Origin of the sequence: Peribacillus sp. RS7 (assembly GCF_041956845.1) — a bacterium.
Classification (GTDB): domain Bacteria; phylum Bacillota; class Bacilli; order Bacillales; family DSM-1321; genus Peribacillus.
Genome location: NZ_CP168135.1, coordinates 3781354 through 3803201, shown reverse-complemented (window position 1 = coordinate 3803201; position 21848 = coordinate 3781354). Strand labels below are relative to the sequence as shown.

The window sequence follows — 21848 nt, the reverse complement described above, 5'->3', positions numbered from 1 at the left end:
TCCAATTGAATGATGCCTACCTATTTTTAAATTTATAATTTATCCTAGTATTTCGTGAAGTTTTTGAGTTAGTTCAGTTCTTTCAATTTCAAGAACCTCACCCGTTTTACGGATTTTCACTTCGACGATACCCTCGGATGCCTTTTTACCGACCGTCACCCTTACAGGAAGACCGATCAGGTCAGAGTCAGCAAATTTTACGCCAGCACGTTCTTGACGATCATCCATAAGAACATCCATGCCTTGTGCCTTTAGGTCATTATATAAATCTTCTGCCAGCGCAGCCTGAGCCTCATCCTTCATATTGATTGGAATCAAATGAACTTGGTATGGCGCTAAATTCGATGGCCAGACCAATCCTTTTTCATCGTTGAATTGTTCAGCTACAGCTGCAAGTGTACGGGAAACACCAATACCATAACAGCCCATGATCATAGGCTGCGACCGTCCATTCTCATCCAGGAATGTCGCATTCATAGCTTCGGAATATTTAGTTCCCAGTTTGAATACATGGCCAACCTCAATCCCTTTGGCAAATTTAATTTTTCCGTTTCCGTCCGGTGATGGGTCACCCTCTTGAATGAAACGAAGATCTATATAATTAGCCACGTTAAAATCACGATCGGGATTTACGTTCACATAATGATGGTCTTCATCATTTGCACCACAGATACCATTAACCATTGCTTCGACGGCAACATCGGCAATCACTTCCACTTCAGAAGTGACGTTGATTGGTCCAAGAGATCCAATTGTACATCCTAGGACTTCTTTCGTCTCATTTGGATCGACCAATTCAACGATTGAAGCGTTATAGAAATTCTTCAGCTTGATATCATTGACTTCATGATCTCCTCGTACCAATACAAGCACATACTTTTCATCCACTTTGAACAATAACGATTTGATCAGTTTCTCTGCTTCGGTATTTAAGAATGAAGCCACTTCTTCAATCGATTTTTGACCAGGTGTATGAATTTTTTCAAGTGCGATTTGTGCTTCGGAGCTTTTTTCATATATTACACTCACCGGTGCCATTTCAATATTTGCTGCATAATCGGAAGTATCAGAATAGGCAATGGTATCTTCCCCTATTTCAGATAGGACCATGAATTCATGTGTATCCTTTCCGCCCATCGCCCCTGAATCGGCAATGACGGCACGGAAGTCCAACCCACAACGGCTAAATATATTTGAATATGCCGCATATAAATTTTTATAAACAGCATCCAAGCTTTCTTGATTGGCATGAAAGGAATAAGCATCCTTCATGATGAACTCACGTCCACGCAACAATCCGAAACGTGGTCTTTTTTCATCACGGAATTTGGTTTGGATTTGGTAAACCGTTAAAGGAAGACGCTTGTAGGATTTCACTTCATCACGAACTAAGCTGGTAATCACTTCTTCATGTGTGGCACCAAGCGCAAATTCACGGTTGTTGCGGTCCCTAAGGCGCATCAACTCTGGACCATAGGTATACCAGCGTCCAGATTCCTGCCAGAATTCGGCTTGTTGTAGAGCCGGCATCAATAGTTCTACTGCGCCAGCATTCTCCATCTCTTCCCGAACAATCGCTTCAACCTTTTGAAGCACTCTTTTTCCAAGCGGCATAAAACTATAAACCCCGCTGGAGTTTTGTCTCATAAATCCTGCACGTAATAGAAGCTGATGACTTTTGATTTCAGCATCCGCAGGCACTTCTCTCAATGTAGGGATCAACGTCATACTTTGTTTCATATCTGCACCTCTTCAATATTTCCTTTTAATTTAACTCTTCTACGGTAAGATTCATACCGCAGCATGATTACGGTCATATCATACAAAAAAGACTTTCTGCGTTATTCAGAAAAGCTAATTTAATATACTCATTCTCGATTATACTTACGATTTCCCTAGAAAACAAACTATTTCCCCAAAACCGTTAAAAAACTAGGAAATGACTTTCTTTCTTCAGAAAAGAAACAGCCAACAGAAAAATCTGCTGGCCTGTTTACTTACCCAAACATGTCTTATAAGAAGAATCGCTGAATGTCATTCCATGTAACGACAATCATCAATAACATCAGCAATGCAAAGCCGATGAAGTGAACCATTCCTTCTTTTTGGCGATCGATCGGTTTCCCTCTTAAGAATTCGACCACAAAGAATAACAATCTTCCTCCATCCAATGCCGGTAGCGGCAGCAGGTTCATGATTCCCAGGTTAATGCTGAGCAGCCCTGCCCATTTCATTAAAGTGAATAAACCTTGTTTCGCTACTTCTTCAGTTGATTTATATATTCCTACAGGACCGGATAGACTGTCAATCGTAAATCCACCCGTTACGAGGTCACCAAGGATGATGAAGATTTGTTTTGTCCAGAAATACGTTTCTGTAAAACCATATTGTATGGCTTTAATCGGTGCTTTTTCAACTGGAGGGTAAACACCGATAATCCCGATTTTCTTACCTTCCCTCTCCACTTCTTGTGGAACAACCGGCACTTCTAATGTTTTCCCGTCCCTGTCAACGACAAACTCGATCTCTTGTCCGGGGTTCTTTTGAATGCTTTCCTGAACATCCCCCCAAGAAGACACTTCCGTCCCTTCTATGGATTGAATGACATCCCCAGATTTTAAACCGGCATTTACAGCCGAACCATCTGGAGTCAACTCACCAAGTTTCGCTTCATCCACCACGACTCCTTGAAACAAGCCGATCAACACAAAAATGACAAAAGCCAAAACGAAGTTCATTGCCGGACCAGCTATAATCGTAAGAAAACGATGCCCAAGCGACTTTGAGGCAAATTGCCGGTCAAATGGAGCAATCTGGTTCTCCACACCATTTTCAACGATTACCGCTTCTTTATGAATGGTAAACGTTTTTAATGTAGCTTCCTCACCCTCTTCATAACCAGTAAGGATAAGTTTATGATCAAGGTCGATCACTTCAACTTCCACAATACGAATATCAGGATATTTATCTTTGTTGTTCAAAATGATTTTTGTAACATTCTCTTCATTATCAAACATTAATCCTACTCGATAGCCGGGCTTCAATTCGATATTTTCTGCGTCTTCACCAGCCATACGCACATATCCGCCCAATGGAAGCAATCGAATGGTATAAACGGTTTCCTTCTTTTTATATGTGAATACTTTTGGCCCGAAACCTATTGCGAACTCACGGCATAAAATTCCGGCACGCTTTGCGAATACTAAGTGTCCAAGCTCATGGAAAAATACAAGAGCGCCAAAAATGATGATGAACGCTATAATCGTTTCTAAAGTCTGCATGTTCCGGTCACCTATCTTTCACTAAAGATTCTATAAACTGCCTAGTCATATTATCCACTTCCTGAATCGTTTCTAAATCAGGAAGGGCTATGACAGAATGCTGATTCAGCGCTTTTTCAATTAACGTTTCAATTTCAAGGAAGGATACCTTTCCAGATAAGAACGCAGAAACTGCCGCTTCATTGGCGGCATTCAATACTGTAGTCATCGTTCCGCCCATTTTACCCGCTTTATAGGCGAATTGCAAACAAGGATATCTGTTGAAATCCATATCGCTAAAATGCAGTTTGCCCGCTTCAGCAAGGTTCAGGCGTTTACGCCCTTCTAGCGGCATACGGTCTGGATAAGTAAGTGCATATTGTATCGGCACTCGCATATCCGGTGAACCCAGTTGCGCTATCACGCTGGAGTCATGAAACTCAACCATGGAATGGATGACGCTCTCCTTATGTAGCAATACATCAATTTTATCGTATGGAAGATCGAATAGCCAGTGGGCCTCAATCACTTCCAAACCCTTATTCATCATTGAAGCTGAATCGATCGTGATTTTCGCTCCCATTGACCAGTTCGGATGGTTCAGCGCCTCTTCCACCGTTACACCCTTCAATTCTTCCCTGGTCCGATCGCGAAAACTGCCTCCTGAAGCAGTGATGACAAGACGTTCTATATTTTTTTCCCTTTCACCCTGCAATGCCTGAAAAATAGCGGAATGCTCACTATCAACCGGCAGCAATCTAACCCCCGCCTTTTTAGCTTCACTTATAACCAAATGACCTGCCGTTACCAAAGTTTCCTTGTTGGCGATAGCAATATCCTTTTTAGCCTTTATTGCTTGAAGTGTCGGATAAAGGCCCACGCTTCCGATGACGGCATTGACCAATATCGTCGCTTGATCAAACACAGCAACAGCAGTCAATCCCTCATCGCCATACATGAACTCGATATCCTTGCGGCTGAAGAATTCACTTTTCAAAACATGATAATCTTCTTCCGTCTGGACTGAAACTAGTTTCGGTTCAAACTCTTGTATATAGGCCCTGACCAATTCTATATTCTTTCCAGCAGAAAGCGCCACTATCTTGAATTGATCGGGATGGGACCTTACCACATCCGCTGTTTGTTGACCAATCGAACCTGTCGCGCCCAAAAGGCTGATATTTTTCAAATTGCTCATCTCCTAATTCATTAAACACTTGCCTATATTTATATTATAAAACATGCAATAAATGCAAAATCGGTAAAATGAATATCACGCTATCAAGCCTGTCCAAAATTCCACCGTGTCCCGGGAGAAGCTTCCCGGAATCCTTAACCCCATAATGACGTTTATACGCCGATTGGACGAGGTCGCCCAATTGGCCGAATACCCCAATGATCAATGAAATCAATAATAATTGTAATAATGTGTAGTCAAGACTGGAGAAGGCGTAAAATAGCACACCCACTACCATCGCGGAACATAACCCGCCGATAAATCCTTCAACCGTCTTGTTTGGACTTATTTCTGGCCATAGCTTTCTTTTACCAAGTGATTTACCTATGAAGTATGCTCCGGAATCGGTTGCCCAGATCGTAAATAATGTAAGCAAGATATAGATAAGACCCAACCCTAAAGAGTCACGTGTTTCGAATAGGTAGTAGAAACCCATTCCCAGGTATAGGACCGAAATCACTAAAAATCCTGCATCATCAAAAGTAAAACGGTTTTTTGAAACGACTGTATAAAGTAATAGCAGCAATACCCCGATTAAGAAGACTTGCACTTTATCGTAATTTATTTCCGCTAAAAAAGCGGTATGTTCATTAGGCAATAAAAGTACCCACAATAATATGTGAGAAAGAAATGCTTCAAAAGATAGTACACGTAAATTTTTCATTTTCATCAGTTCATACAAACCAATGGACCCCAACAGATAAACCGTCAGTAAAAAGGGAATGCCCCCTAAAATGACTAGTGGAATGAAGATAGCGGCAACTACGACCGCCGTAATAATTCGTTGTTTCATTATTCCATTTTCCTCGCCTTCTACATTAAACGCCACCGAATCTTCGTGAACGTTTTTGATACTCCTCAACTGCCTGCAATAAATGCTCTTCACTAAAATCCGGCCATAGCACCTCTGTAAACCAAAGCTCAGTATAAGCCGCCTGCCAAAGCATGAAATTACTCAAACGGATTTCACCGCTTGTACGGATCAGTAAATCCGGATCCGACAAATGTTTGGTCATCAGATAACTGGATAGCATTTCCTCAGTTACATTTTCCTTTACTATACCATTCTTAGCATCTTGAATGATGCTATTCACTGCAGATACAATCTCCCCACGGCTTCCATAGTTAAGGGCAAAATTCAGAATCATCCCATCATTATCCTTCGTATCTTCCATTGCCCGTTTAACGGCATTTTGAGTATGTGCAGGAATGAGTGATATGTCCCCGATCGTTTCAACTCTTACATTTTCGGAAATGAGCTCAGGTAAAAATGTCCCAAGAAATTCCTGGGGAAGCTTCATCAAAAAGTCGACTTCACTTTTCGGACGTTTCCAGTTTTCAGTGGAAAACGCATAGACTGTCAAAGTTTTGACCCCTAATTTATTGGCAACTTTCGTAATTTTACGAACGGTTTTCATTCCTTCATGATGACCCGCCACACGTGGCAATGCACGCTTTTTGGCCCAACGGCCGTTTCCATCCATTATGATGGCGATATGCTGAGGAACATCAAACTGTTTAATATGCTGAATCCTATTTGTTACATCGGAAGAAGCATCTTTATTAACGAAACGCTTCCAAAGTGAATACATATGTTAGTCCCCCATCAGGTTGTACTTATCTCTCTACAAAGGCAAAGTTTTCGTGCACTATGTATATCAAGCTTTCTGCCGCTTAAAAAGAATCTATATTATAATATCAAAAAAAAACTCGTTCTCATATTATTATTATGAAAATTATTTCTTCATTAGAAGCTAGAAAGGGAGAAATCATTACTTCTTTTATTCTAAAACCGGTTATGATTACAATGAAAAATGCAAAAAAAGGACCACCTCCAACGTTTGCATGCAACATACTAACTCAAGGAGTAATCATTATCGGAGAAACCTTATTATAACAGTTTTCTCTTTTAAGCACACCTATATGTTAGAACCAAGACATGACCCTGTATGGATTCGGCCCTCTTTATTTAAAAAATTCTTAAATGGAAATTATACTTCCAAAATTTCTTTTTCTTTATCTTTTGTAATCTCATCGATTTTCGTGATATTGCCATCTGTCATCTTTTGGATGTCATCAGCATAGCCACGTAAATCATCTTCAGTGATTTCACCATTTTTTTCAAGCTTTTTCAAATCATCATTAGCATCGCGACGCACATTACGGACAGCTATTTTTGCTTCTTCCGCTTCTTTTTTGACAACTTTCACAAGCTCTTTTCTGCGTTCTTCAGTTAAAGCCGGGATGGCTATCCTGATGATCGATCCATCATTAGAAGGATTTAAGCCTAAATCCGATTTCAAAATCGCCTTTTCAATTTCACCTAATACTGTCTTATCATATGGTTGAATGACCAAAAGTCTTGCTTCCGGGACAGAAATACCAGCCACCTGATTAACTGGTGTCGGCGAACCATAATAATCAATCGAGATTCTATCAAGCAATGAGGCATTTGCCCTTCCGGCACGGATGCTGGCTAATTCACGTGTGTACGCTCCAATGGCTTTTTCCATTTTCGTTTTCGCATTCGAAATAACTTGTTTCGGCATCTTTTATTTCCCCCTTACAATAGTTCCAAGCGTTTCGCCTAGAACGGCTCGTTTAATATTACCTTTTTCCATAATCGAGAAGACAATCAATGGTATATCATTGTCCATGCATAATGAGGACGCAGTCGAATCCATTACTTCCAATCCTTCTTTAATCACATCAAGATAGGAAAGTTCATCATACTTCACTGCATTTTTGTCCTTAACCGGATCTGCATTGTAAACGCCATCCACATTATTCTTCGCCATCAAGATGACATCAGCTTCAATTTCAGCAGCGCGCAGGGCGGCAGTGGTATCCGTCGAAAAGTATGGATTACCTGTACCAGCTGCAAAAATCACCACTCTTTTTTTCTCTAGATGCCTGATTGCACGGCGTCTGATATATGGTTCTGCAACTTGTCTCATCTCAATGGAAGTTTGAACGCGCGTTTCAATTCCAAGCTGATCAAGGCTGTCTTGTAATGCCAATGAGTTCATGACTGTAGCAAGCATACCCATATAATCGGCATTAGCACGATCCATACCCATTTCACTGCCTATTTTCCCGCGCCAAATGTTTCCGCCGCCGACAACGACAGCCACTTCCACATCAAGCTCAGCCACTTCCTTGACTTGTTCAGCAATAGATTTAATTACTGCAGGGTTAATTCCAAATCCTTCTTCACCGGCTAATGCTTCGCCACTTAGTTTTAGAACGACACGTTTATATTTAGCGTTACTCATGAGAACCTCCAACTATGTAATCTTTTCGTTCGTTCATCATGCTTTCTTGCAATACTACCAAAAATTCATGACATTTCAAAAAATAGGGAACACCAGAGTGTTCCCTATTATTAATTATCTGACAATTAGTCTTTTTTAACTTGGTTCATTACTTCTTCAGCAAAGTTTTCTTGACGTTTTTCAAGACCTTCCCCTACTTCATAACGAACGAATGATTGGATTTTTCCGCCTTTTGATTCTACGAATTGTCCCACTTTTTGATCTGGGTTTTTAACGAAAGCTTGTTCGTTTACACAGATTTCTTCGTAGAATTTATTGATACGGCCTTCAACCATTTTTGCAACGATTTTTTCCGGCTTGCCTTCGTTAAGCGCTTGTTGAGTAAGAACTTCGCGTTCGCGATCTAATTCGCTAGCATCGACTTGGTCGCGAGAGATATATTTTGGGTTAATTGCAGCGATATGCATTGAAACGCCTTTAGCTGCATCTTCGTCAGTTGTACCTTCAAGAACTGATAGTACGCTGATACGTCCACCCATGTGAAGGTATGCACCAAATGCGTCGTTATCTGTTTTAGTAACGACTTGGAAGCGGCGAAGAGTTAATTTTTCCCCGATTTTAGCAACTGCAGCATTAATATGATCTGCAACTTTTGCACCATTTTCCATTGTTTGCTCAAGAGCAACTTCAACGCTTTCAGGTTTGTTAGCAAGAAGGAATGCAGCCAATTCTTTAACAAGTGCTTGGAAGCCTTCGTTTTTAGCAACGAAATCAGTTTCTGAGTTCACTTCAAGAATAACCGCTTGGTTTCCTTCTACAACGATAGAAGTTAAACCTTCAGCAGCAATACGGTCGCCTTTATTAGCAGCTTTTGCAATTCCTTTTTCACGTAGGAAATCGATTGCTTTTTCCATATCGCCTTCTGTTTGTACAAGAGCCTTTTTACAGTCCATCATACCAGCACCAGTTTTTTCACGCAATTCTTTAACTAATTGTGCAGTGATTGCCATAATATATATCCTCCTCAAATTAAATGCAGTTTATTCAATCTTTACCCATTATTGCCAAAAAATACTTGTTATCATCAAAGAATAATTACTAGCCTTGGCAATATTCCAGAAAAACCATCCACTTATTCAGTCAATTTGACTGAACTCAATACCTGATGACTTTCTAACCTTGAAAATCGACCATACCTTTAAAAAGAACATTCCGTACAGTGATTTATGTATGCTTATTTAGTGCAAAAAAAAGGGATAAAAGGCATTATCCTCTTATCACCTTTTTTTCTTACTGAATAAGCAACCTTTTTTACTTATTAAGCAGTAGTTGTTTCAGTTGCTGTTTCTTCGCCTTGTTTAGCTTCTAAGATAGCATCTGCCATTTTACCTGTTAATAATTTAACAGCACGGATTGCATCGTCATTCGCAGGAATGACTACATCGATTTCATCCGGATCACAGTTTGTATCAACGATACCAACAAGTGGAATGTGTAATTTGTGTGCTTCCGCAACAGCAATACGCTCTTTGCGAGGGTCGATAACGAAGATCGCATCTGGAAGAGTCTTCATATCTTTAATTCCGCCTAAGAATTTCTCTAAGCGATCCCATTCTTTTTTAAGTTGGATAACTTCTTTTTTAGGAAGGACTTCGAAAGTTCCGTTTGCTTCCATTTTTTCGATATCTTTAAGACGAGTAATACGTTTTTGGATTGTTTCAAAGTTTGTTAAAGTTCCACCTAACCAGCGTTGGTTTACATAGTACATACCAGAACGGATAGCTTCTTCTTTAACAGATTCTTGAGCTTGTTTTTTAGTACCAACGAAAAGAACAGTTCCACCGTTAGCAGCTAGTTCTTTCACGAAGTTATAAGCTTCTTCAACCTTTTTAACTGTTTTTTGAAGGTCGATGATGTAGATGCCGTTACGCTCAGTGAAGATATATTTCTTCATTTTCGGGTTCCAGCGACGTGTTTGGTGTCCGAAATGCACACCAGCTTCAAGCAATTGTTTCATAGAAATGACTGACATTTTATTTCCTCCTAAATGGTTTTGTTTTTCCTCCGCACCGATCATTTTCATACAGAAACTGTCGAAACAGCACCATCTGCAAGAATCACGGGGCGTGTGTATTAACACCATTTCATAATATACCATAATGATTCTGCTCAATCAAGAAATTTTTATCTATTCATGCGAAACTTTAGTAATAGCTCTATTTCCGTTTGACCGCGACCTAACTTTTTGGCGATTTCTTCAATTGAATGACCTTGATCCGCTAACATATCCACTTGTTCATTTAATGTTCGCGCATTTACCGAGGCCTGTAACATGCCCGAAAATTCTTTACCAGTCCGTTTCCCTTCGTTTGGAAGGGAAGTGGCTGCTGATGAAAGCTCTAATTTGTCTTCAACTTTTACGGGTAAAGAATTGTCATCTTGTTCTTCAGGCATTATTTTGTAGGCGGTGATCGCCTGCTTTTTAGAGGCGGTACGACTTCCCTCTTTAAACGCTTGCAGCATGTTTTGCTCTTGTTTTACTTCTTTATCTTCCATGGTTTCTTTTATTGACCCATGTTCTTGACTTTTTTGTCCATACTCGTGATTCATTGCAACCGAATTGGTGAATGCCTTTACCATTGTCTCGTTGTCCTCTTTCATTTCCATCAAATAACCAGACATAAGTTGTTCCATTTCACCAATGATTGCCTTTTGATCTTTTTCCAGCTGACTTAAACGATTTTGTCGAAGATATAAAACGATGATGGCAAAAATGGTGAATATATTTAATACAAACAACAGAAACATAAAAAATACTGACATGTTGCCTCCTAATTAACCGGAATATTCAACCCTCGGTTGGGGATCTTTTTTCACTGTTGTTTTTTTCTTGATTACTTTTTGTTTATATTTTTTTGGAGACTGGCGCCTGTCTGCATTTCCTTTTTTTTTATGAAAATGGGCGTGGATGCTTTCGCACCCTGGATTCGTGGAAGTACATCTCAATCGGTTTTAAGCTCATAGGCTACCCAACTTCCTTTGAAAACCCTTTTTCATTTCCAATAATCGAACAAAACCGAGCGAAAGTGTGTTTTCATTGGATTTCCATATGAGGATGAATTTGAACTGTACTTCTAGTTCAACTTTTGATCATTCATCGCGTTTCTTAATTTATATATCGCTTTCGAGTGAATCTGGGAAATCCGGGACGTAGATAGACTCATCACTTGTCCAATTTCGGTCAATGTTAGTTCCTCTTTATAAAAAAGCTGTAAAACCAACTGTTCCTTTTCATTAAGGGTTTCTATGACTTGGGCTAATTCCACATACAGTTCTTCCCTTAACACATGTTCCTCAGGTAAATCCGCTTTTTCATCTTTAATATGAAAATTCGTGCTTTCTTTATCGTCTTGTTCTTGGGGATTTTCATCCATTGATAGTACATTGGCAAAGAAATTCTCATTTAATGCAGCATATACTTCCTCTTCCGGGATATTCAATTCAGCTGCAATCTCGTTTGGAGAAAGGTTCCTCATGTATTGCTGCTCTAGCTTTTCTATTGCAGATTCAATTTTCTTGGCTTTATCTCTTGCACTCCGTGGAAGCCAATCCTCTTTTCTTAATCCATCTAAAATAGCACCACGAATTCTAAATGAGGCATATGTATCAAACTTCAGGTCACGCTTCGTATCAAAACGTTCCAGGGCATCGAATAACCCCATCATCCCTAAACTCCTTATATCATCTCGACTCACATTTTTAGGAAGACTCACTGAAATGCGTTGAACATGATACGATACGAGTGGGATGTATTTCTTAACCAAAATGTCCCCGGCCAGCGGATCTCTGCAACCAACCCAATTTTTCCAACATAACTGCTCTTCTTCGGTGGTAAGATGAGACATTGGACATCCTCCTAACATTGTATACGTTTTGTAATCAAAACGGCCCTTAAAGGCCATAAAAGAAACAATAATTCGATTGCAGTGTAACTTTCAAAGTTTTGGCTGTTCTTTTTTTAAGAAAAGCCTGATACGTTCCTATATGTTTTTTGTCCCTTTAGTAACGGTCCGTATATTTAGCAAACAATCTTTCAAATTGAATTCGATCGTTCTCCCGAAATTCCCGCCTACATCTTCGGCAACGACTCGAATGTGCAAGTCAGATAACTCTTTCCGGACAGCTTCAACATTCCGGGGTCCTATTCTCAATAAATCCCCTCCGGAGGCAAATTGAAACATTTGCGCACCTCCAGCCAACTTCGCTTTTAGGAATCGCATTCTCGCGCCTTCTTGTACTAAGAGCTGCACTAATTCCTTTATCGCCGTATCTGCAAATTTGGCAACGTTTATCTGTCCCGATTTAGCAAGTGAAGAGTCAGGCAGCATGATGTGGGCCAAACCTGCAATTTCTTTTTTTTCATCATAAATCACAACACCAACACACGACCCCAACCCAGAAGTACGAATCGAATAGGGAGTTTTTATAATATTCATATCCGCTATTCCAACCTTAATAACCTTGACCTTTAACAGTTCAGTCATTAGGTGACACTCCTAAAGCGGAAAAAATGATATCAAAAAAATCGGGATCGGGTAAGAGAAAGAAATGACCATTAATGGATTCAGCAAATAGCTGGTCTTTTTCAAGTACAGTATCAATGACAATGGCTGCGTCACTTACTTGAGATAATCCCAATAATCCATAACTGATCGATGCCCCTACCATATCGATACTCAATGACGGAACGGATGGATAGATATTCAATCGGGTGAAATCAGAGAGTGATGAGAGATAGGATCCCGATAAAATATTCCCTAATTCCTGAAGGCAGGAGAGTGCCAATTCATTATAAGGTGTGGAATCTATCAAAAAGGTTTCAACACCAGTCAGCTGACGAATCATGTATTCAGCTACTGGAAGCGATAGGACAAAAAACATACTCCCGGAAGCATCCCCTTCTATTCTAAGGAAAACACTGGCAACGACGTGATCGGCCCCGCCGGCCATTACCATCATTTCATCAAAGGAAACGATTTGGACATTAGGAACATTCATATCAATTTTCCTATTTAGGATGGCAGAAAGCGCCGTTGCTGCGTTCCCTGCACCTATATTGCCAATTTCCTTCAAAATATCGAGTTGAAGAGGATTGATTTTCTCAATGAACGACATATGATTATCCTTCTCTTAATATATTTTCAGTCATTTCTAGACTCAAAGCCTTTTTCAAATTAATTAGGACGAGCAGACGCTTTTCAATTTTAGCAACCCCGCTAATGTATTCTGAAGCCACATGTCCCACAACTTCAGGCTGCGGCTCGATACTATCCACTGGAATATCCAAAACATCATTGGCAGAGTCCACTATTAATCCCACTTCCATATCATCCAGAATGACAATGATGATCCGTGTTGAACCATCGTATTCCACCTCTTCGAAACCAAAACGGACCCGTAAATCAATAATTGGAGTGATTACACCCCTTAAATTTATGACTCCCTTAACAAACAGTGCAGCCTTTGGAACTCTGGTAATATGAAGAAGCTTTTCGATACCGCTTACCTTATCCACTGGAATGGCATATTCTTTATCCTTAATTTGAAATACGATTACTTTCATATCCTGCGACATCTCATTCCCCTCCTCTAAAAAAACTCATGATGACAGGTTACTCTTAAAGCAAAACTATATACGAAATTATGAACCAACTTCCCATCACCCTGCCCTAGTTATCTATTATTCAATGAATCAATGTGTTGCAATCTATGATTAAGGCAACTTGGCCATCACCAAGAATCGTTGCCCCCGATATTGCAAATGCAGTTGTTAAATAATTACCTAGTGATTTCAATACGATTTCCAGCTGCCCGATAAATGAATCAACGACCAATCCCGCTAATTTATCGCCTTTTCTTACAATGACCACGGAGAGGAACTCTTCATCTTCCTGGCTGAAAGGCACTTCAAATATATCTTTCAGGAACAGCAGTGGTAGAACTTTCCCCCTGAAGTCAATAACTTGTTGATTATGGGCATTCATGATATCTTCTTTTTTTATGATTGCCGTTTCTATAATAGAAGAAAGCGGTATCGCATATTTTTCATTTTGGATTGCAACCAGCATGACAGAAATAATGGACAATGTAAGCGGAAGCTGAATAAGGAAGATGGAACCTTCATTCTCCTTGGAATCGATCGTGACAGTTCCACCGAGAGACTCAATAGTATTTTTAACTACATCCAGCCCTACACCGCGCCCTGAAACATCCGATATGGTTTCCGCTGTTGAGAAACCTGAAGCGAATATCAATTCATAGATTTGCTTATCCGAGAGGGTGGCGGCAGTTTCCTTAGTTAATATCCCATTGGATAGCGCCTTGTTCAAGACCCGCTCTTTATTGATGCCTGCACCGTCATCATCGATTTCAATGAAAACATGATTGCCGCTGTGATATGCTTTTAAAAGGATTTTACCTTCTTCAACCTTTCCTTTTGCCAGACGTTCTTCAGGTGTTTCAATCCCATGATCCATGGCGTTCCTTAATAAATGGACGAGAGGATCACCGATTTCATCAATGACTGTACGATCAAGTTCCGTTTCAGCTCCGATGATTTCCAAATCGACTTTCTTGTTTAAATCCCTTGCTAATTGACGAACCATTTTAGGAAAACGATTGAATACCGTTTCCACTGGCACCATCCGCATATTCAATACGATTGTTTGTAAATCACTTGTTATACGGGACATTCTTTCGACTGTTTCATGCAATTCCTGATTATCCAAATCACTTGAAATTTGATCAAGTCTGCCTCTATCGATTACAAGTTCCTCGAATAAGTTCATTAGTATATCAAGCCGCTCAATGTTCACCCGAATGGTCTTGCTTGATGCCGGCTTAGCGGGTGACTGTTTTTTCTTCTCATTAATATCAGTTGGAAGCACTGCATGATTAGTCTCTTGTTCCTGAACTTCAGCAACTTTATCCACTTTAACATTGGCAGCATGTCGCAAGCCTTCAAGGTCAAGGGTATTTATAACAACGTGATCCACTTCAGAAACCTTCATGATTTTTTTCTTTATCACTTCACTCGATTCTGTTGTTACCATGGTGACAGTAAATTGCTGATCGAACTGTTCTTCTTCCAAAAGCTCTACGGGTGGGTGTGACTTGATTACTTCACCTGATTTTTCAAGCACCTCGAATACCATAAAAACCCGGGCAGCTTTTAAAAGACAGTCCTCACGCAAACCTATCGAAATTTCAAAGCTGTTGAAGCCTTGATCATTGGACTGCTGAAGTACTGTCCATTCAAATTCATCGTACTCTCCCGCAATCATTTCCTCCTTTTCAAGAGCGACAGAAGCTGCAACTTCTGCAATGGAGGTAGACACGGGTGACTCCCCATTTTCAATCAATTCCAGCTGGCGGACAACACTCTTCACATTTCTTTTTCCATCTCCACCTTCAGCAATGGACATGACCATCGCCTCTAAATCATCAACAGCTAAAAATAACACATCGAACAATTCAGGCGTAAGAATGATTTGACTGTTTCGGATCGCATCCAAAACATTCTCCATCTTATGGGTTAAATTGGCTAAGTCCTCATACCCCATTGTTGCCGACATCCCTTTTAGGGTATGGGCGGAACGAAAGATTTCGTTGACAATCGAGAGGTCTTCCGGGTTCTTTTCGAGTACCAGCATCTGTTCGCTGCACATTTGTAAATGTTCTTTACTTTCTTCTATAAATACCTCTAAATACTGGTTCATATCCATACAATCCCACCTCCATGTGTTAAAAATAGCTTATTATCGCTTTAGCTATTTTTTCTACATCCTCTATGCTATCTATTAAATTGGTATTGATTGCAGCTTTCGGCATACCAAAAACGATTGATGTCTCCTGAGATTCGGCTATCGCTATTAAAGGACCCTCTTGTTTCAGCTTAGTAAGCCCCAGCGACCCATCCATTCCCATTCCGGTCATGATAACGGCTATTTTCGCAAGATCATTCATTTCACTTACCGACTCAAATAGCACATCAACTGACGGGCGATGTCCATTACGCAATTCGGATTGATCCAAAAGGACTGCCCAGCTCATTCCGACTTTCCTCACTTTCAAGTGAAAACCTCCAGGTGCGATGTAGGCGACACCTTTTTGGATCAGTTCACCCTCTTCAGCTTCCTTCACTTTAATCTTGCATAATGAATTCAGGCGTGTTGCCAAGGTTTTTGTAAAACCGGGGGGCATATGCTGAACAATGAGTATGGGCGCATCAATTTCTTCTGGAAGTTCCGGCAAGACGGTCTGCAGAGCTCTTGGACCTCCTGTAGATGTACCAATGACTATTACCTTCCTGTTTCCATAGGACCCTGTTTTTTCATTTTTTTCAATTTTAATCAATTCTTTTGAATCTATTTTACTATATTTTCCCCAGACTAATGGACTTATTTCCATATTTATTGCATTTTTTTGTAGTTTGTGAACATTTGCCCTGCTGGCTGCCATAACTTTTTCATGGAGTTCTTTCTTGATCTTATGTAAATCCAATGAAATGGCACCTGAGGGTTTAGCCACAAAGTCAAAGGCCCCATTGTTCATGGCAGCAAATGTATTTTCCGTTCCTTCTTTCGTTGTGCTTGACAACATGACTACAGCTGTTGGACATTCATTCATGATCCGGTTTAATGCTTCCAATCCGTCCATAACCGGCATTTCCACATCCAAAGTCACGACATCGGGTTTTAAAGACTTTATTTTATCTAAGGCATCTCTCCCATTCCTGGCAGTCCCGATGACCTCAACCCTGCTATCTTCTGCTAAAAACTCTGAAATTAACTTTCTCATAAACGCAGAATCATCCACTATCAGCACTTTTACTTTACCCATGTAAGGAGACCTACTTTCCTAGAAAATATCTCTTCATATTTCGGAGAAAACCGCTTTTTTGTAAAGTCAATTCTTCCCCAAATGAATGATTCGCATATCTCGATGCAATGTCCAAAATAGCTTTGGATACATCGGCTTCAGAATCGAAAAGGATAAAGGGCATTTGTTTGGAAACAGATTTTGATACTGTTCTATCGTCTGGTAAGAACCCTAGAGCAACCGTTTCCAGACCCAAAAATTTCATCAGTGCATTTTGGAGACGATTAATCGTTTTTTTGCCATCCTTGCTAGTGAAAACCCTATTGCAAACAAGGAACAGTGGAATCTCTTTATTTACGGAATGAATATATTTAATCGTGGAGTATGCATCCATGATAGAAGTAGGTTCAGGCGTCGTGATAACGACCCATTCATCCACACATAAAAGGAATTTCATAGAATCCTGTGTGATACCTGCACCCATATCAAATAAAATATAATCGTAGTTAGCCAACAACAAACTGAATTCTTCATTAAAACGGGTATACGAATCTTCATCAAACGCAAAGAGATTCTTCAATCCTGTTCCACCTGTAATGATTGAAATATTCCCCGGTCCGGTCGTAATGATATCATTCAAACTATAATCATTTTCAAAGAAATCAATAATACTGCAAGGAGATTGTCCCCCAATCAAAATATCAATATTCCCCATACCGATATCCATGTCGAACAACAGGACCCTTTTCCCCCTTTGGGATAAAGCAATGGAAAAGTTCAAAGAAAAGTTTGATTTTCCCACCCCACCTTTACCGCTTAAAACGGAAATCGTCCTGGCCATTGATTGATTTTGGCGGGCTTCCAATCGTCTTCGTAAGTTCTCAGCTTGATCTTTCATATTTTTTAGCCCCAAAAGTCATTTTCAATAACTGTGATGATGTAGCTATTTCAATATCGTCTGGCACATTCTGTCCATCTGTTATAAAAGCTGCTCCTACTTCATGAGTGTGTATAAAATTGAATATAGCCCCGAAAGTGGAGGTTTCGTCCGCTTTTGTAAAAATGACCTGTTTAATCGGTATCGTAGCAAACTGTCGATAAATATCTTCCATATCCTTTTGTTTAGAGGTTAATGACAAAACTAAATAGGTTTCCATCTCAGCTGTAAAATGGATGATTTCATTAAGATCCTTAACGTATTGAGGGTTACGGAAATTTCTCCCGGCCGTATCAATAAAAACATAATCATAATGGGAGAAACGTTCAGTTGCCCTTTTGAAATCTTCCAAATTATAAGCGACTTCAATTGGAACGTTTAAAATCTTTGCATATGTCTTAAGCTGATCTATTGCAGCAATCCTGTACGTATCCGTCGTAATGAAAGCCACCTTTTTATCATGCTTCAACATGGTTTCCGCAGCTACTTTTGCAAGGGTTGTCGTCTTTCCCACACCTGTTGGACCAACAATATTAATATACTTTTTTTGCAGCCCAGGTTTTCCGTTTTCAACCTTTTCCAAAATCCCGAACATGGCTTCTTCCAACCAAACTTGAACCTCTTCATCTGTTGATTGTTGTTTGAAAACGAACCATTTCTCAAATAGTTCATCCATGATTTGAGACCGAAGTGATATATCCACTTCCTGCTCTGTTAGGTAATCGTGGATTTTTTGCAGTTTCCCTGGATATTTTCTATCAGGTGAATAGATTTGTAAACTCTTGATCATATCTTTCAAACCTTCGATTTCTGTTAATAAATCAGCACTTTCCCTATTACCTTCATTCGTATCAGTGGCATGACTTGCCACTTCCGGTTTCGCTGGCAACTTTTTCGATTTCTGTTTGATTTTCATTTGGATAGGCTGGGAAACCGGGTCTATGGCTGCAATCACTTCAATATTCCTCTTTTTGAATAAACCTAGGAAACCACCATTATATACAGCCTTTGCACTTAAGATGACCGCATCACTGCCTAGTTCACCCCTTATTCGCTTCATCGCCTCGTTCATAGATGGTGCCAAATATTTCTTTACCTTCAATCGACATTCACCACCCCTACACTTTGTACTTCTACATTCGATTCGAGTTCATTGTATGAAAGAATCGGTACATCGGGAAAATAACGTTCAGTTAATTGCCGTACATACATCCTTACTGCTGGAGAGCAGAGTAAGATCGGTTGGTGATCCATTAACGTCAACTCTTCCAATTTGGCTGCAATTGCCTCCAATATGGATTGCGATATAGTTGGATCCAATGATAAAAAGTTACCATGTTCGGTTTGCTGTACACCATCCGCGATGGTCTTTTCCACTTTGCCCGATAATGTTATGACTTTAATTCTATTTTCATCCGTAATAAAAGAATTCGTAATCTGTCTAGCTAAATTCTGTCTTACATACTCAGTAAGCAAGTCTGTGTCAGTCGATAACTTGCCATAATCAGCAAGTGTTTCGAAAATGATCGGTAAGTTCCTTATAGAAACTTTTTCCTTCAATAATTTTGCCAATACCTTTTGTACATCTCCTATAGACAACGGATTCGGAGTGACTTCCTCTACTAGGATAGGTGAGGATTCATGGAGATGATCGATTAATTGTTTCGTTTCCTGCCTGCCCAGTAGTTCCTGTGCATTGGCCTTTATGACTTCCGTCAAGTGTGTGGATACTACACTTGGCGGGTCTACAACTGTATATCCCATCATCTCGGCATGTTCTTTCATATCATCCGTGATCCATTTGGCGGGTAAACCGAAGGACGGCTCTATCGTATCGATTCCTTCTATTGAATCATCCTCAATCCCTGGACTCATGGCCAAGAAATGATTAAGGAGCAATTCCCCCTTTGCCATGACACTTCCCTTAATTTTCAGCCGATACTCATTAGGATTCAACTGAATGTTATCACGTATTCTGACGACAGGGATCACGAGCCCCAATTCAATTGCAAGCTGCCTGCGAATCATGACGACTCGGTCCAGTAGGTCTCCACCTTGATTGGCATCCGCAAGCGGAATCAATCCATATCCAAACTCAAATTCGATCGGGTCGACATTTAAAAGGTTAACGACGCTTTCTGGACTTTTCATTTCATCGGTTTCCAGCACTTCTTCCATTTCCAGTATTTCCCTTTCATCCTGCTGCGGTATCCTTGAAATCGTATACCCGCCAACGACTAATAAAGCAGCAATCGGTAAGGTGAATAAGTCGGAAATGGGCGTGAATAACCCTAAAAGGAAAATGGTCGCTGCTGTCAGGTAAAGCATTTTAGGAAATTGAAATAACTGTTCAACAATATCCGCACCGAGGTTTCCATTCGAGGCTGCCCGGGTTACGACTATTCCCGTAGCTGTGGAAATCAATAAGGCAGGCACCTGACTCACGATTCCGTCACCAACCGATAACATGGAAAAATGTACGGCGGACTCTCCAAAACTCATGTCCAATTGCATGACGCCAATGATCATACCGAAAATCAAGTTAATGATGACTATGATGATGCCCGCTATGGCATCCCCTTTAACAAACTTACTCGCTCCATCCATGGATCCATAAAAGTCTGCTTCGTTACTAATTTTTTCCCTTCTGGCACGTGCTTCGTTTTCGGAGATCATCCCAGCATTTAAATCTGCATCAATGGCCATCTGTTTCCCTGGCATCGCATCCAGTGTAAACCTTGCCGCTACCTCCGAGACCCGTTCGGATCCTTTCGTGATGACGATGAAATTGATGATGACCAAAATGATGAATACAACTAATCCCACAAGCACGTTACCTCCGACTACAAACGATCCAAAGGTTTCTACAACTCCTCCAGCATCACCATAGGTCAAAATGGCACGAGTCGTCGAAACATTCAACCCCAGCCTGAACAATGTCAGTAAAAGGAGCAAGGAAGGAAAGATTGAAAATTCGAGAGGTTCTTTCATATTCATCGTAGTCAATAGAACCAGCAGCGCAAGAGAGATATTTAAAAGGAGTAAAATACTTAACAACCATGTTGGCAATGGAATGACCAACATGGCAACGATCATGATGACGCTCGATATAACAACCAAATCTCTTGCTCGCATGTTTTTTCTCTCCTAACTAACGGGTTACCCTAATACTTCTTTACAGTTTACCTTTGGTTTTATATACAAAGGCCAGTATTTCAGCGACCGCCTTAAAGAACTCCTCAGGTATTGCCTGGCCTAATTCAGCTTGATCATATAAAGACCTGGCCAAAGGCCGATTTTCCACCATGATCACATCGTTTTCTTTAGCAATGAATTTAATTTTCTGAGCAACAAAATCAACGCCTTTTGCCACTACGTACGGAGCCTCTGCCTTATCTTCATCGTATTTTAAAGCAATTGCAAAATGCGTCGGGTTAGTGATTACGACATCCGCATTGGGAATTTCCTGCATCATTCTTTGAGCGGCCATCTGCCTTTGCTTTTGCTTAATCTTGGATTTGATAAGAGGGTCCCCTTCGGAATTTTTATACTCATCCTTAATATCCTGTTTGGACATCCGGATGTTTTTTTCAAAGTCATATTTTTGATACAAATAGTCCAAAAGAGCAATGAACAATAAAGCCACGGCAGCATAAAATCCTACTTTAATCGTAATATCCGCCAATGTTGCCATCGCTGCTTCCACAGAAATCTGTGATAAAATCATAATTTCGTCCATGCGCTGCCAAAGTACATAAAAGGCAACAAAACCAACAAATGATATTTTAAGAATGGATTTCAATAATTCAACAATGGCCCTCATTGAAAAAATTCGTTTGAACCCTTTAATGGGATCCAATTTTTCAAGTTTGAACTGAATGGATTCAGTCGAAAACAAAAAACCGATTTGCATGACATTAGCCAATACTCCAGCCACTATCGCTGCCGTAAAAACCGGTCCAAGAATAAGACCCATCTCCTTTAAAACATCAATCATGATAATTTGTATATTCTCCTCGCTTAATCCAGTCAAGGTAAAATGCTGCAGATATTCTTTCATGAGACCAAGCAGGTGATTATACATGTAAGGTCCCATAAGCAGTAGCACTGAAAGCACGGCAATTAAATTAACAGAGGTATTTACATCCTGACTCTTTGCCACCTGACCTTTTTTCTTCGAATCCTGACGTTTTTTTGGAGTCGCCTTTTCGGTCTTCTCACCAGCGAAAAACTGTAAATCCAGCTGGAACCTCTCCATA

General features: G+C 40.2%; 21 protein-coding genes. 1 reads left to right on the top strand and 20 read right to left on the bottom strand.

The window, feature by feature from the left end; all coding sequences use genetic code 11:
* Positions 1-39: 39 nt before the first annotated feature.
* From ACDZ29_RS19125 to ACDZ29_RS19105, 5 genes are all read right to left on the bottom strand, one after another.
* Entirely contained in the window at positions 40-1740 is a 1701-nt protein-coding gene (locus tag ACDZ29_RS19125; RefSeq protein WP_375088360.1) for a proline--tRNA ligase, read from the bottom strand.
* A gap of 272 nt (positions 1741-2012) precedes the next feature.
* On the bottom strand, positions 2013-3281 hold the full coding sequence (gene rseP / locus ACDZ29_RS19120) for an RIP metalloprotease RseP (protein ID WP_289324412.1): 1269 nt from the start codon (positions 3279-3281) through the stop codon (positions 2013-2015).
* 7 nt (positions 3282-3288) lie between these two features.
* A complete protein-coding gene (dxr, locus tag ACDZ29_RS19115; protein WP_370014415.1) occupies positions 3289-4449 on the bottom strand; it encodes a 1-deoxy-D-xylulose-5-phosphate reductoisomerase in 1161 nt (386 codons plus the stop codon).
* A 43-nt stretch (positions 4450-4492) separates the two neighbouring features.
* The gene (locus ACDZ29_RS19110) at positions 4493-5290 is read right to left on the bottom strand and encodes a phosphatidate cytidylyltransferase (protein ID WP_289317133.1); all 798 of its coding nucleotides are present in this window, start codon (positions 5288-5290) and stop codon (positions 4493-4495) included.
* Between the two features lie 25 nt (positions 5291-5315).
* Positions 5316-6089, bottom strand: coding sequence for an isoprenyl transferase (locus ACDZ29_RS19105; RefSeq protein WP_289317134.1), 774 nt, complete (start codon positions 6087-6089; stop codon positions 5316-5318).
* 137 nt (positions 6090-6226) lie between these two features.
* Between ACDZ29_RS19105 and ACDZ29_RS19100 the strand changes: the two genes are divergently transcribed.
* Positions 6227-6394 (top strand): hypothetical protein, encoded by a 168-nt coding sequence (locus ACDZ29_RS19100; protein WP_289317135.1) that lies wholly within the window; start codon positions 6227-6229, stop codon positions 6392-6394.
* A 94-nt stretch (positions 6395-6488) separates the two neighbouring features.
* Here the strand turns inward: ACDZ29_RS19100 and frr are convergent, their stop codons facing one another.
* The 15 genes from frr to flhB form a co-directional block, all read right to left on the bottom strand.
* Positions 6489-7046 carry a ribosome recycling factor gene (frr, locus tag ACDZ29_RS19095; RefSeq protein WP_289317136.1) on the bottom strand — a complete coding sequence of 186 codons (558 nt, stop codon included), beginning with the start codon at positions 7044-7046 and terminating at the stop codon, positions 6489-6491.
* 3 nt (positions 7047-7049) lie between these two features.
* On the bottom strand, positions 7050-7772 hold the full coding sequence (gene pyrH / locus ACDZ29_RS19090) for a UMP kinase (protein ID WP_057913387.1): 723 nt from the start codon (positions 7770-7772) through the stop codon (positions 7050-7052).
* A 125-nt stretch (positions 7773-7897) separates the two neighbouring features.
* Positions 7898-8782 carry a translation elongation factor Ts gene (gene tsf / locus ACDZ29_RS19085; RefSeq protein WP_289317137.1) on the bottom strand — a complete coding sequence of 295 codons (885 nt, stop codon included), beginning with the start codon at positions 8780-8782 and terminating at the stop codon, positions 7898-7900.
* A gap of 308 nt (positions 8783-9090) precedes the next feature.
* Positions 9091-9804 (bottom strand): 30S ribosomal protein S2, encoded by a 714-nt coding sequence (gene rpsB, locus ACDZ29_RS19080; protein ID WP_056526825.1) that lies wholly within the window; start codon positions 9802-9804, stop codon positions 9091-9093.
* A gap of 152 nt (positions 9805-9956) precedes the next feature.
* Positions 9957-10595: a hypothetical protein gene (locus tag ACDZ29_RS19075; protein ID WP_375088359.1), complete on the bottom strand. Its 639-nt coding sequence runs from the start codon at positions 10593-10595 to the stop codon at positions 9957-9959.
* Positions 10596-10906: 311 nt separating this feature from the next.
* A complete protein-coding gene (locus ACDZ29_RS19070) occupies positions 10907-11677 on the bottom strand; it encodes a FliA/WhiG family RNA polymerase sigma factor (protein WP_370014412.1) in 771 nt (256 codons plus the stop codon).
* A 135-nt stretch (positions 11678-11812) separates the two neighbouring features.
* A complete protein-coding gene (locus tag ACDZ29_RS19065; protein ID WP_289324408.1) occupies positions 11813-12316 on the bottom strand; it encodes a chemotaxis protein CheD in 504 nt (167 codons plus the stop codon).
* Complete coding sequence (locus tag ACDZ29_RS19060) at positions 12309-12947, bottom strand: chemotaxis protein CheC (protein WP_375088358.1); 639 nt, start codon at positions 12945-12947, stop codon at positions 12309-12311. The genes ACDZ29_RS19065 and ACDZ29_RS19060 overlap by 8 nt, the downstream gene beginning before the upstream one ends.
* Before the next feature lie 4 nt (positions 12948-12951).
* Positions 12952-13407 carry a chemotaxis protein CheW gene (locus ACDZ29_RS19055; protein ID WP_289324406.1) on the bottom strand — a complete coding sequence of 152 codons (456 nt, stop codon included), beginning with the start codon at positions 13405-13407 and terminating at the stop codon, positions 12952-12954.
* A 109-nt stretch (positions 13408-13516) separates the two neighbouring features.
* A complete protein-coding gene (locus ACDZ29_RS19050; RefSeq protein ID WP_289324405.1) occupies positions 13517-15556 on the bottom strand; it encodes a chemotaxis protein CheA in 2040 nt (679 codons plus the stop codon).
* Positions 15557-15575: 19 nt separating this feature from the next.
* Positions 15576-16673, bottom strand: a complete 1098-nt coding sequence (locus ACDZ29_RS19045) for a chemotaxis response regulator protein-glutamate methylesterase (protein ID WP_375088357.1) — start codon at positions 16671-16673, stop codon at positions 15576-15578.
* Positions 16674-16683: 10 nt separating this feature from the next.
* Positions 16684-17550, bottom strand: a complete 867-nt coding sequence (locus ACDZ29_RS19040) for a MinD/ParA family protein (protein ID WP_375088356.1) — start codon at positions 17548-17550, stop codon at positions 16684-16686.
* Entirely contained in the window at positions 17534-18691 is a 1158-nt protein-coding gene (gene flhF / locus ACDZ29_RS19035; protein WP_375088355.1) for a flagellar biosynthesis protein FlhF, read from the bottom strand. The genes ACDZ29_RS19040 and flhF overlap by 17 nt, the downstream gene beginning before the upstream one ends.
* Complete coding sequence (flhA, locus tag ACDZ29_RS19030; protein ID WP_375088354.1) at positions 18688-20724, bottom strand: flagellar biosynthesis protein FlhA; 2037 nt, start codon at positions 20722-20724, stop codon at positions 18688-18690. The genes flhF and flhA overlap by 4 nt, the downstream gene beginning before the upstream one ends.
* 40 nt (positions 20725-20764) lie before the next feature.
* Positions 20765-21847 carry a flagellar biosynthesis protein FlhB gene (gene flhB, locus ACDZ29_RS19025; protein ID WP_375088353.1) on the bottom strand — a complete coding sequence of 361 codons (1083 nt, stop codon included), beginning with the start codon at positions 21845-21847 and terminating at the stop codon, positions 20765-20767.
* Between the last annotated feature and the right edge of the window lies 1 nt (position 21848).

What these genes read in the sequence shown, in the direction of transcription:
- ACDZ29_RS19125 (WP_375088360.1), bottom strand. Translation starts at nt 1,740, where the DNA reads ATGAAACAAAGTATGACGTTGATCCCTACATTGAGAGAAGTGCCTGCG.
- rseP (WP_289324412.1), bottom strand. Translation starts at nt 3,281, where the DNA reads ATGCAGACTTTAGAAACGATTATAGCGTTCATCATCATTTTTGGCGCT.
- ACDZ29_RS19110 (WP_289317133.1), bottom strand. Translation starts at nt 5,290, where the DNA reads ATGAAACAACGAATTATTACGGCGGTCGTAGTTGCCGCTATCTTCATT.
- ACDZ29_RS19105 (WP_289317134.1), bottom strand. Translation starts at nt 6,089, where the DNA reads ATGTATTCACTTTGGAAGCGTTTCGTTAATAAAGATGCTTCTTCCGAT.
- ACDZ29_RS19100 (WP_289317135.1), top strand. Translation starts at nt 6,227, where the DNA reads ATGAAAATTATTTCTTCATTAGAAGCTAGAAAGGGAGAAATCATTACT.
- frr (WP_289317136.1), bottom strand. Translation starts at nt 7,046, where the DNA reads ATGCCGAAACAAGTTATTTCGAATGCGAAAACGAAAATGGAAAAAGCC.
- pyrH (WP_057913387.1), bottom strand. Translation starts at nt 7,772, where the DNA reads ATGAGTAACGCTAAATATAAACGTGTCGTTCTAAAACTAAGTGGCGAA.
- tsf (WP_289317137.1), bottom strand. Translation starts at nt 8,782, where the DNA reads ATGGCAATCACTGCACAATTAGTTAAAGAATTGCGTGAAAAAACTGGT.
- rpsB (WP_056526825.1), bottom strand. Translation starts at nt 9,804, where the DNA reads ATGTCAGTCATTTCTATGAAACAATTGCTTGAAGCTGGTGTGCATTTC.
- ACDZ29_RS19075 (WP_375088359.1), bottom strand. Translation starts at nt 10,595, where the DNA reads ATGTCAGTATTTTTTATGTTTCTGTTGTTTGTATTAAATATATTCACC.
- ACDZ29_RS19070 (WP_370014412.1), bottom strand. Translation starts at nt 11,677, where the DNA reads ATGTCTCATCTTACCACCGAAGAAGAGCAGTTATGTTGGAAAAATTGG.
- ACDZ29_RS19065 (WP_289324408.1), bottom strand. Translation starts at nt 12,316, where the DNA reads ATGACTGAACTGTTAAAGGTCAAGGTTATTAAGGTTGGAATAGCGGAT.
- ACDZ29_RS19060 (WP_375088358.1), bottom strand. Translation starts at nt 12,947, where the DNA reads ATGTCGTTCATTGAGAAAATCAATCCTCTTCAACTCGATATTTTGAAG.
- ACDZ29_RS19055 (WP_289324406.1), bottom strand. Translation starts at nt 13,407, where the DNA reads ATGTCGCAGGATATGAAAGTAATCGTATTTCAAATTAAGGATAAAGAA.
- ACDZ29_RS19050 (WP_289324405.1), bottom strand. Translation starts at nt 15,556, where the DNA reads ATGGATATGAACCAGTATTTAGAGGTATTTATAGAAGAAAGTAAAGAA.
- ACDZ29_RS19045 (WP_375088357.1), bottom strand. Translation starts at nt 16,673, where the DNA reads ATGGGTAAAGTAAAAGTGCTGATAGTGGATGATTCTGCGTTTATGAGA.
- ACDZ29_RS19040 (WP_375088356.1), bottom strand. Translation starts at nt 17,550, where the DNA reads ATGAAAGATCAAGCTGAGAACTTACGAAGACGATTGGAAGCCCGCCAA.
- flhA (WP_375088354.1), bottom strand. Translation starts at nt 20,724, where the DNA reads ATGCGAGCAAGAGATTTGGTTGTTATATCGAGCGTCATCATGATCGTT.
- flhB (WP_375088353.1), bottom strand. Translation starts at nt 21,847, where the DNA reads ATGGAGAGGTTCCAGCTGGATTTACAGTTTTTCGCTGGTGAGAAGACC.